This window comes from Paenibacillus sp. F024 (assembly GCF_057814255.1).
Genome location: NZ_JBVASZ010000062.1, coordinates 1 through 12,002 on the forward strand (window position 1 = coordinate 1; position 12,002 = coordinate 12,002).

General features: G+C 41.9%; 8 protein-coding genes. All 8 read left to right on the forward strand.

The features are described from left to right. Window positions 1-272 precede the first annotated feature (272 nt). A complete protein-coding gene (locus tag ACZYR9_RS26555) occupies window positions 273-1,514 on the forward strand; it encodes a PDDEXK-like family protein (protein WP_488981396.1) in 1,242 nt (413 codons plus the stop codon). A 249-nt stretch (window positions 1,515-1,763) separates the two neighbouring features. Beyond that, complete coding sequence (locus ACZYR9_RS26560; protein ID WP_488981397.1) at window positions 1,764-3,320, forward strand: tetratricopeptide repeat protein; 1,557 nt, start codon at window positions 1,764-1,766, stop codon at window positions 3,318-3,320. A gap of 355 nt (window positions 3,321-3,675) precedes the next feature. Next, entirely contained in the window at window positions 3,676-5,682 is a 2,007-nt protein-coding gene (locus tag ACZYR9_RS26565) for a LacI family DNA-binding transcriptional regulator (RefSeq protein ID WP_488981398.1), read from the forward strand. A gap of 204 nt (window positions 5,683-5,886) precedes the next feature. Further along, a complete protein-coding gene (locus ACZYR9_RS26570) occupies window positions 5,887-6,861 on the forward strand; it encodes a sugar ABC transporter substrate-binding protein (protein ID WP_488981399.1) in 975 nt (324 codons plus the stop codon). 118 nt (window positions 6,862-6,979) lie between these two features. After that, window positions 6,980-8,449 (forward strand): sugar ABC transporter ATP-binding protein, encoded by a 1,470-nt coding sequence (locus ACZYR9_RS26575; protein ID WP_488981402.1) that lies wholly within the window; start codon window positions 6,980-6,982, stop codon window positions 8,447-8,449. A gap of 6 nt (window positions 8,450-8,455) precedes the next feature. Continuing rightward, window positions 8,456-9,451, forward strand: coding sequence for an ABC transporter permease (locus ACZYR9_RS26580; RefSeq protein WP_488981400.1), 996 nt, complete (start codon window positions 8,456-8,458; stop codon window positions 9,449-9,451). A 47-nt stretch (window positions 9,452-9,498) separates the two neighbouring features. After that, the gene (locus tag ACZYR9_RS26585) at window positions 9,499-10,929 is read left to right on the forward strand and encodes a hypothetical protein (protein WP_488981401.1); all 1,431 of its coding nucleotides are present in this window, start codon (window positions 9,499-9,501) and stop codon (window positions 10,927-10,929) included. Window positions 10,930-10,951: 22 nt separating this feature from the next. Continuing rightward, on the forward strand, window positions 10,952-11,821 hold the full coding sequence (locus ACZYR9_RS26590; protein ID WP_488981403.1) for an ROK family protein: 870 nt from the start codon (window positions 10,952-10,954) through the stop codon (window positions 11,819-11,821). The last annotated feature ends 181 nt before the right edge of the window (window positions 11,822-12,002 follow it).

The window sequence follows — 12,002 nt, forward strand, 5'->3', positions numbered from 1 at the left end:
ATTCGGACGCCTCCATGTGCAAGGTTTTTCGCGGGTAAGTCCCTGTTTTCCTTGCACTTGAATTCGACAAAAGAGGTCCTAAACCCTTGTGGCTGTCGGACTTTTGATTCGTTCAGCAAGCCCTATTTAAGAGGCTGGTTCAGACATCGGATTAATAGAATTAACATTCCGATTCAAATTGGAATTTGAAGGATAAATTTACGCAATATCGAATTTTTAAAGGTGGACAAATTCGACTAGCTGCCAATGATGTGATGAAGAGGGGTTAATATATGAGTGACGAAACAAATCAGGAGCTGTATCAGAAAATAACGAGGTTCGTTGCAAACAATCAACTTCTAGACCGACTTGATTCAAAGCTAAATGATTTTAACCCGTTTAAAGTACTTAAAGTCGATCAATTTGAGATTAGACACTCTAATTTATTGGCGTGGTTGCTTGATCCTAATGAGAATCACTCTTTGGGGGATTTGGTTCTTAAAAAACTGTGTGCCGAAATACTTTGCGGCGATGTACTTACGAAGAACCATAGCTTGCAAATAACCGATATACTTTTAGGGAATTTTCATGATGCAGATATCCTTCGAGAGTGGAGGAACATTGATATTCTGGTTGTTTCAAAAAAGAGTAATTTTATTCTCTTCATTGAGAACAAGGTGAATGCAGGCTTAGGAGATCACCAACTACAAAAATATCTAAACATCATTAGGTCTGCATATCCATCAATTCAGCACGTCATTCCCGTATTCCTTACATTAAATGGGGAAGAGGCACCTCATTCAGAATATTATAGCTTCAGTCATATCGGTATTTTGGCAATTTTGAAAGCAATTTTAGAATCAAACCAAGATAAGATGAACGAGAAAATATTTGACTTCATTTCGTATTATGCCAAGACTCTGGAGGTATTAACCATGCAGGATGAGCAGTTGATTAATTTGTGCCGTGAGATATACAAACATCATAGAGAAGCGATTGACGCAATTGTTAAATACGGTGCTGTTTCGACATCTACATTAAGTCAGGCGGTAGACATATTAAAGGGTAACATTTCAATTATTGACCATTCTGTTCACCCTGGCTTCCATTTGAGTGATAAGGAGCATTGGTTTATTCCTGAATCAATTAGAGGTTACATGCCGGAGATCATTGGCTCATGGAAATCACCCTATCCTTTCTCATATTTCTTTGCGGCACAGGAAGAAAGACTATTCTTGATCCTTGAGGTTGGGCCAATTCAGGATGGACAGCTTAGGATGAATCTACTAAATCATATAGTTCAAAGTGATGCAGACAATTTATTTAAAATGAGGGCAAGTGCTTTAACGAATATGAACGCCCGATTTACAAAATTGAGGACTAGAAGTGTGGATATAGAGGATTGGTCGGATGCAGACCATGTATTTGAGCGCATGAGTTCCTTGATGAACGAATTCAAATTTGATGAAGTCAATGCTGTTCTTGACGGCATCCTTAGAGGGTTTAATTTAGGACAAACGAATACCAGGATCTAATATCAACGATAATTTATTGTATAAGCCATTTGCAGGTCCCCTCCAGTTTTCTGAAGGGGACTTACTGATTAGCGGTGAGTAGTATATTGTGGAAAGGCGGGGGGACGCCTCAATCAGCGAATCCACTAAGGAAGCAGCCATTATTGCAGCTGGCGGCAATGGTAACAGAAAAGCAATACGTATAAAAAAGTGGCTTATTAATGTAAGATAGATGTGATTGAATAACTACCAGAGAGCAGGATTGTTTAAATGACAGGTAATCATAAAAAACGTTACCGCTTCAGTGAAGCGCCTATATGGAATATCCAGCGAAAATATTATGAAGAAGCAGGAACGAAGGCTTGGAACAATGACCAAGTTCCCCAATATATAACGAGCAATCCGATGATCGCTACTGCATATGCAGAAATGATCTTTGGGCTTCTTCAAGATCGGGCCAATAAGGAATATCGTTCAGAGCCGGTTTTCATTGTGGAGCTTGGAGCAGGAGCGGGACGTCTTGCTTACCACGTGCTGCATGAGTTGTGTCAGTTGAGAGACTATGCGGGGATATCACTGCCTTCGTTCCGATATATCATGACAGATTTGGCAATGAACAATGTTATGGCTTGGAAGGAACATCCCGCTTTACAATCTTTTATTACTGAGGGATTACTGGATTTTGCGCGATTTGATGCTGTCCATGATACAGCATTGAACCTGGTTGTATCAGGCACAACCCTTAGTGAAGGAGCTTTACAACAACCGTTAATCCTTGTTGCCAACTACTTTTTTGATAGCATTCCACAAGATTTGATTTATGTTGGTGATGGGCAAATTCATGAAGCAGATGTTTATGTCGAATATCCCGAACATCATGATTCACTTAAACCATCAGAATGGTTAGAACAAATCACTTTACGCTATGAGTATCGACGGGCGCCTGAGTACGAACAAGAAACCTATCCTTACCGTGATGTCATTTCCATTTATCAGGAACAACTAGAAGACTCGCATATTTTATTTCCTACTACTGGAATCAATTGTTTAGAGCGTTTGAATCTGTTATCTCGGGCGGGATTCCTATTGATAACAGCAGACAAAGGAGATCACTTGCTGGATAACTGGAAATTTGCAGACCCGCCGGAGCTGGTCCTGCACGGTAGTTTTTCTTTAACGGCAAACTACCATGCGATTCAGCATGTCTTTGAACAAAGAGGAGCCGCGGCTTTATTCCCCCCACATCATTATAAAAACATAAATGTTGGCTGTATTCTCAATTTGGATAAACCCATGGATTATCCAAATATGAGGTTAGCCTATCGTCGGTGTATTGAACGCTTTGGTCCGGACGAATTTTTTAGTTTGAAGGGATGGGTAGATCGCAACCAAGATAGCATGGGATTACAGCAAATATTAAGTTTTTGGCGTTTGGGTGGATATGACGCGGAATTTTTCATTCAAAACACGAGTCAGATCTCCAATTTGTTGCCGGATGCAAATGATGAAGAAAAGCAGGACTTGTTGAGAGGTATACAGCTGATGTGGTCATCTTACTATGTCATGGAGCAGCGTTATGATCTAGCGCTCGATGCTGGATTGTTACTGTTTGAGATGGATATGTATGAACATTCCAAACGGTATTTGGAAATATCGGTACATCAAGACCAAGATGAAGTCGCATCAACCGTATTTTATTGTCTAGCCATTTGTTGCTTCGAGCTAGAGATGGTCGAAGATGCATGTAAATACATACGAAAATTATTAGAAATTGAACCGGATCATGAAGAGGCATTGGCGTTGATAAGCCATTTTGAGTCGCTGTAATCAAGTTCAATCCTAAAACGATTGGGGCAGCTTTTTTGTCTGTTAGAATGATACGGGGAACGATTACCATAAATAACGGCTAAATGAAAAATATCACGACGTATTTCCCCCAATCCCTGCCGATAGCCGTCGGTAGGGATTTATGTTTGCCGCGGCGGAAGGCGGCCTTGGGGAGAGAGTATTCAAAGGAGGAGCTTGTTCCTCTCTGGTCGAATATATTTACGTAAACTTAAGAAGCTGATGGATTTGGTTTAAAGATGTAAGCCCCTTCAAGACGGTAATTCATTGACCCTATTATAGAAAAGTGATACAATCTTTAAAAATTTACGTAAAACATATCGGGAGTTGTGATTTGATGGCTACGATCAACGAGATCGCTAAAGAAGCTGGGGTTTCGATTGCTACGGTTTCCCACGTAATAAATAAATCAAGGTATGTAAGTCCGGAACTTGTTGAAAGAGTAGAGGAGATCATTAAAAGGACCGGCTATGATAAAAAGTTAAAAAATAAAAGCAGCAAGCTAAAAATCGGCAAAAGCTCCGAAATCGCAATCGTCGTACCTGATTTATGCGGTACTTTGTATGCGAAATTGGTTTCTGCGATTTCTGATTATTTAATTGAAAAAGGGTATAATCCGGTTGTTTATTTTCATCATGACAAGGTCGCTCAGGAAAAAGATATCATTACGAATATCGTTTTTAATAAGCGGATTGCCGGGGCCATTATTGTCCCTGTAAGTACGGATGGCAAGCAGTTTGATAAATTAGTGCAGCATCGTATTCCTTTCGTCTTTTTAGACAGAACGGTTAAAAATAAAGAGGCTGGCTCTGTACTTTCCGATGGTGAAGGCGGAATTTATCAAGCGGCCATGCATTTGTTGAGATCCGGGCATGAAGAGATCGCTTTAATTATTGAGAGAGGCCGGTTTTCCTCATCGGAGAGCAAGATCAAAGGCTACCAGGACGCCCTGAATTCGTACAAGCTGCCATTTAGAGGCGAATTGGTGTTAGACGCAGACAACAATAGCTATGAGGATATCGAAAAAAAGGTTAAAGACGTATGGGTCCGCATTAAGCCGACAGCTTTTATAGCAAGCGGTAATCGAATGACATTAAATCTGTTAAAGGTGTTGAACAAATTAGGCCTGGAGTGTCCGACGGATGTGTCGGTCATTGGATTCGGCGATGAAGAGTGGTCTGAAATTGTGACCCCTCCTTTAACCATGCTTAAGCACGATACAAAGGAAATAGGAATCCAAGAAGTCAATCTTTTGCTTAAACAAATGGAGAACCTTTCCCAAGGGGCTGAACAAATTAAGATTCCAATGGAGCTCTCTATACAACGGTCGACCCAAGTTATAGGTAAGGGGCCATTCGGAGAAAAAACGATTTCCCCTGAAGAATTGACGATTTCTCAAGCAGAGGCGGATCAATTGAAGGCGGGAAATTATAAGGTTGCGATTTCCTTTCACTATGGGGGTACGGCATGGGCAAGACTGTATGAGAATGGAATTCGCAACACCCTGGATAAGTATGGAATATCGATTCTTTCCATTACCAATGCACACTTTGATCCTATATTACAAGTCAACCAGCTGGAAGGCTTAAGGCTTCAACAGCCGGATGCGATCATTGCTATACCTGTCGATGATGAGGTGACGGCAAAGAAATTCCATAGTATTTCGGAACAAGTCAAACTCATTTTTATGAGTAATATTCCCGAAGGAATGAACAAAGACCAGTATGCCTCCTGTGTATCGGTTAATGAACGGGAAAGCGGTCAAAATGTAGCTTTGCTTTTAGGGAACTACTTTAAAAATGAGAAAGACGTCAAGATCGGTTTTATTGGTCACGGCGCTCCGTTTTATGGGACTCATTTGCGCGATGCGGTGGCGAAAGAGGTCATTACAACGAATTTCAAAAACATTGAAATTGTGAATGAGCAGTATTTCCATAAAATCGAAAACACTTATGAAATATGCAAAGAAATGCTGAAGGCCAATCCTGAAATTAAAGGACTATATATATCCTGGGACAGGCCGTCACTTGAAGCGATCAAAGTACTAAAGGAGTTAAAAAGAGAAGATATATCGATCTTCACCTTTGATTTGGAAATTGAAATTGCAACTTATTTAGCTAGAGAAGAAATGGTGAAGGGACTTTCTACTCAAAGGCCTTATCAGCAAGGTATTGCGGTTGGATTAGCGACGGCAAAGGCTTTGTTGGGACAAGATGGTTATAAATATATCGGCGTACAACCGTATCTGGTGGAGTCGAAAAATTTGTTGAAAGCATGGAAGGATATAACACTTGAGCCGGCTCCGCCTGAGATTGAGAGCATTATTTTAAATAAATTTACGTAAAAATAGGATACAACCACTTTATTTCATGAAAATTCCTTGAAAGCGTTGACTTAAAAAACATTATTGTGCTATATTTTACGTAATGAATAGCGTGAAAGCGGTTCAACATGGATGGTCTGTTTCATTTTTACGCGTAAGCAGCTGCTTTCTGGACGCTTTCTTAGCTAAAAAAGCAATTCATTTAAATCATAGGGGGTTATAAGAATGAAGAAGTTTTTTAAAGCACTTTCAGTGACGGTTTTGGCTTTAACACTTGCCGCATGTGGCAGCGCTAACAACGAAGCAAATACCGGAAATACCGGCAATGCCTCAAAGGGTGACGGCACGTTAAGCTTTGCTTTCCTGCCAAACACGCAAAATAATACGTTCCAGACAGCGATGACAAAAACATACGAAAGACTGGCTAAAGAAAAAGGCATAAAGTTTACCATGTTGGATCCGGATTATGACTTGAACAAACAAATGAACCAAATGTCTGACGCTGCAAACCAAGGATTTGATGCGGTGTTCGTCATTCCGGTTGACTCTGCAGGAATTCGTCAAGGATTAGAACAATTAAAAGCTAAAAATATTCCGGTATTTAACGTGGATACAGCGGTAATCAAGGATGACCAGGAATTAGTTAAGAGTGTAATTGCTACCGATGCTTTCATGGCGGGTAAATTGATGGGAGAGCAAATGGTAAAAGACTTTCCAAACGGCGGAGAAATTGCGATTTTGGATTTCCCTTCCAATGAAAGCTGTGTTCAACGTGTTGCCGGCTTCATGGAGGGTCTAGGAAATAGTAAATCGAAATTTAAAATTGTTGCACAGCAAGACGGTAAAGCCGCATTAGATGCTTCATTGCCAATCGCTGAAGACATTATTCAGGCCAATCCTAATTTAGCGGCCATCTTTGCGATCAATGACCCTTCCGCACTTGGTGCAGCTGCAGCTGTAGAAGCAAGCGGTAAAAACATTAGCGTGTACTCCATTGATGCTTCTCCAGACGGAAAAGCTGCGATAGTGGATGGATCCTTTAAAGCAGTAGCGGCTCAGGTACCTATTCAAATCGCCGAAAAATCTTTCCAGGCCGCTCTTGATTTGTTAGAAGGAAAAGAAATTGAGAAAGAAATGCTGCTGCCTTCTCACGTGGTAACCAAAGAAATGGCTGAAAAAACAGCCGGCGAGTGGCAGTAATTCAACGATAAAGCCTTTAAATTCGTATAGTTTCATTCTCGTAGAATGCAGGTTTATCTTGCATTCTACATTTTTTAACTTTCGGAGGTGAACATCATTGGTTGAAAACGTCCTGGAAATGCGTTCGATTGCTAAAAGCTTTGGACAAACACATGCTTTAAACGGAATCAACTTCGAGCTTAAATCCGGAGAAATTCACGCCTTGCTCGGTGAGAATGGTGCAGGCAAATCCACGTTAATCAAAGTTTTGGGCGGGATTCATCAACCCGATCGCGGTGAAATTTTGATCAATGGAAAAGCGGTACACATCAAAGGCGTTCACGATGCACAAGCCCATGGTATTGGTGTCATTCACCAGGAAATCGTTCTCGTACCCTATCTGAGCGTTGCAGAGAACATTTTTTTAGGAAGAGAGCCCGTTACGAAGTTGGGATTGATCGATAGAAAGCAAATGAACGCTCAAGCCCAAGAAATGGTTAAGGAATTGGGACTAAACCTTGATGTGAACACCTTAGTCGGCGAGTTATCGGTAGCTCACCAGCAGTTAGTAGAAATCGTAAAGGCGATTTCTTTTAATGTAAAAATTTTAGTAATGGATGAACCTACGTCCTCGTTATCGGATGAAGAGGTCAAACATCTCTTTGTAACGATGGAAAGATTAAGACAAAATGGCGTGAGTATGATTTACATTTCGCATAAGTTTGAAGAATTGTTTACCATAACGGATCGCATTACCATCATTAGAGACGGAACGTATGTTGGAACCGTGATTACGAAAAACAGCAGTCCTGATGAGCTCGTGGCGATGATGGTAGGCAGAGAGTTAAAAAGCTTTTATACAAGAACCTATTCCCGTCAAGATGAGGTTGTGCTGAAAGTCGAACATTTGTCAAAACAGAATGTTTTTGAAGATATTAGCTTTTCCGTACGCAAGGGTGAAATCCTTGGCTTCTCCGGCCTGATGGGTGCGGGAAGAAGCGAGCTCATGCTGGCTATATTTGGCGCTTATGGTTATGATAACGGATCTGTTTCTCTGAATGGGGAAGAGCTGAAGATTAAAAGCTGCAGTGATGCCATTGAACAAGGGATTGCACTGGTTCCGGAGGATCGCAAGGATCAAGGCCTCGTATTAATGAATTCCGTTGGTTTTAATATGACGCTGTCTGAGCTGAAACACCTTATGAAAAATAAACTGATTGTTAGTGAGGAAAAAAGAAGCGCATTAATCAGCGCTTATATAAAGAGTTTAAATATAAAAACGGCTTCGCCTGATGCTGAAGTTTCCAGTTTATCCGGAGGAAATCAACAAAAAGTGGTATTAGCTAAATGGTTAGCTACGAATCCGAAGCTCTTAATTCTTGATGAACCGACAAGAGGCGTTGACGTAGGCGCAAAGTCTGAAATTTATTCCATTATTAACGAGCTTGCTAAACAGGGGCTGGCTATTATTTTAGTTTCCTCTGAGCTTCCTGAAATCATCAATATGTGTGATTCTGTTTGTGTCATGCGAGAAGGAAAATTAACCGCACAGTTAGCCCATTCCGAACTAACTCAAGAAAATATTATGCGCTATGCAACAGGAGGATAATGTAGCATGACTCAGAAAGCGGAGAGATTAAACAACCCCATGATGTCAGTGATTAGAGGGAATATTGGGATTATTACTGTGTTATTGCTTTTATTTATCACGTTATCATTCACTTCACCAGTATTTTTAACCCATGACAATTTGATCACTGTTTTGAGACAGATCTCGATTAACGTCTTTTTGGCTCTTGGGATGACGCTGGTTATTATTCTCGCAGGGATTGATCTTTCCGTCGGGGCCAACGTTGCTTTGTCAGGAACCTTAACGGTAGGGTTAATTGTTACCACGGGAATGCCTGTTTATCTGGCCATTTTAATCGGTCTCTTAATCGGTGCGGCTATCGGATTCGTTAACGGGTGTATAGTAACCCAATTTAAGTTGCCTGCTTTTATTGTTACATTAGCTACGATGAATATCGCGCAGGGGATTGCGTATCTATACAGCGGCGGTCAATCCGTAAGGATCAGAGATGAAGCTTATACCTCGATTGGAACAGGACAGCTCTTTGGGTTTGTTCCGCTGCCGGTCCTGTATATGTTTATCTTAATTTTTATCTTTTCCGTCTTATTAACTAAAACGAAATTTGGAACCTATGTTTATGCGATTGGCGGGAATAGAGAAGCTGCACGTCTTTCCGGCGTACCCATTAAAAAGGTAGAAATCGGTGTCTATACGATTACCGGTTTGCTTGCAGCCTTTGCAGGAATCGTCCTCTCCGCAAGAATGTATTCCGGCCAGCCTTCTGTAGGGGCAGGATATGAAATGGATGCTATTGCTGCCTGTGTATTAGGCGGAGTTTCCATGGCCGGCGGCAGAGGCAGAATTAGCGGAACCATTTTTGGCGCCATGGTGATTGGTGTGATCAGTAACGGTCTTAACCTGCTGGGAGTAAGCTCTTTCTGGCAGCTCGTTGTCAAAGGCTTAATTATTTTGGTTGCCATCCTGGTTGATGCTCAAAAAGGAAAAAAACTGAGCTTTTCTTTTAAAGCCGCTAAACATTAAGACGAATCCGCCCAGAGATTGAATACAAAATGAAAAGAGGTTTATCTGTGGACAACAATAAGCAAAGCTTCAAATATAAATTTCAGATTATGCTCAATAACCCGGATCATCTGCCAAGGAAAAAGGAGCCTGTCATCACGAAATTGAATTTTACGGATAGTCACGTTCATAAGGATAGTCTTGTCTTATATGACGATGCGGACAATGCCATTCCTTTTCAGCTGATTGATGCCAGGGTGGAAGGGGACTATATTCAAGAGGCTTCGATTGTATATCTAGTGGATATGGATAAGTTAGTTACCTCTTACTGGCTGTATGCGGATGAAAAGCCTGCTGCGGTTGAGAAGGCGTTTAAAGGTATCGAGAAGCTGGAAGTCACCCAAGACGACGGGTTTAGAAGATTAGACACCGGTTACTACATTTTGGAGCTTTGCTCCGGAACGGCTGACGGAACTTCTTACGGTAAATGGGGGATCCGATATTTTGAAGCCAAAGCGGAGGGGAAAAATCTGATTAAGGACTACTCCAATGCGATTGGCGGATTCTATGGACCGTTCTTCACACCGAAAAATGGGCTGATCAATCCTCCTGAGCATACTACGGTAGATTGTATCGTTGAAGAGGAAGGTCCGTTGTATTGCAGATATCTGTTTAAAGGCACCGTGCCTGATGGGTTGGATGAGAATCTGAAGGGAAAAAAATTCACGATCACGTGGGAGTTTTTCTATAATTCCCCATGGTTTAGAAGAAAGTATGATGTAGACGATTTTTCAACCACGGTAGATGGTATTCCTGTCATAAACAAAATTACGGTGGGCGATGAATTTGAGAGCGGCAAGGGGGATAGGGTCTTTACAACCTTTGCTTCCTATGGCGGAACTTATTACAGAGAAGGCGATTTATACGCCAACATTTTGTCTAAAGGTGTTCATGAGCTGCTCGAGCATGCCGATGAACAAAGTAATCCGAACATCAAAAAATATAAAGATAATATCGGAGAGGATATTAATAAAGTTTCCTGGGATTATTTCTGGAGGCTGTTCTGTGTAAAAGAAGGAATTCTTAGTGCGGAAGAAATCAAACACCATATCTCTACCATTATTCCGGAGTCTCACACACAAGTACATCAAAGTGAGAGAAATGAGAATGTATTGTTTGATCGATTTGTCGATGTAAACAGCGCTCCGGAACAAACCATCTTCCCGATGAGCGCCAATAAAACAGCCGAGTTAAATGAAGAGACTGGCTATGCCATGGTATGGTATACGAGCAATGTGGTAGCCCGTTACCAAATCGTGCAGCGTAATGATTCCGGATGGGTCAATTGGGGCACGAATGGTGAAAACGAGCATCCGGAGTTACCGACGGGGTCAACGATTTATTCGGCTTATGGACAATTCGGCAATTGGGAATTACAGGCGGATACCATGGAGAAAAATATCGATTCCAAGCAAGGTCTTGCAGCTATACTTAAATAGTACGTGATACAAGGAGCGGGTTATATTGTTTGGTTCGATCGAGGCAGGGGGAACAAAGTTTGTCTGTGCCGTGGGAGATGAGGACGGTCAAATCGTCAAAAGGGTGACGTTTCCTACTACAACACCGGATGAGACCATGAACCAAGTATTCGAATTTTTTGATTCCTATCATCTGAAAGCGATGGGGATCGGTTCCTTTGGTCCCATTGATGTGAATCCGAATTCTCAAACCTACGGCTATATTAAGAATACACCGAAACGGTCATGGGCCAATTATAATTTTGTTGGTGCAATGAAAAGTCGGTATGAGATTCCTATCGGATGGTCAACCGATGTCAATGTAGCGGCTCTAAGTGAAGCAACGAAAGGAGCAGGCGCAGGACTAAAAAGCGTTCTTTATTTGACCGTTGGCACGGGAATCGGTGGCGGCGCGGTCGTCGACGGGAAGATGTTGGAGGGATTCAGCCATCCCGAAATGGGACATATCAAGGTCGAGTCCCACCCAAAGGATGAGTTTCAAGGGTTATGTCCATTTCACCATAACTGTTTAGAAGGGATGGCGGCAGGACCAACGATTGAAGCAAGATTGAAGCAAAAAGGCAACGAGATCGACCCGAATCATGAAGTGTGGAGCTTTTTGGCTCATTATTTGGCGCAAGCTCTATATGCCTATACCGTTGTATTAAGCCCTGACATCATTATTTTAGGCGGTGGTGTCATGAAAAGCGGACAGCTTCTCCCAAAGGTGAAGAAAGAACTGGTCGAACGTATAGCCAATTATGTGGAAACCCCGCCGATAGATAAGTATGTAAGCTTACCTGCATTAGGCGACGACACAGGTATAACCGGAGGACTGCTTCTAGCTAAGAAGGAATATGACAAAGTCGGTTAAATAAATCAAAAGATGCCTGTCCCCCAATAAAAAGAAGGGACAGGCATCTTTTGCCGTTTGGCGTGCCCAGCTAAGCACGCATCTTCTAGCCGGTGAAAGTCCGGTCGCGGGAGGAGCCAAGTCCCCGCGTAGCTAGGATACTTGCGTATGGCGAAATCTGTGCGTAAAAGCGTATCGACGA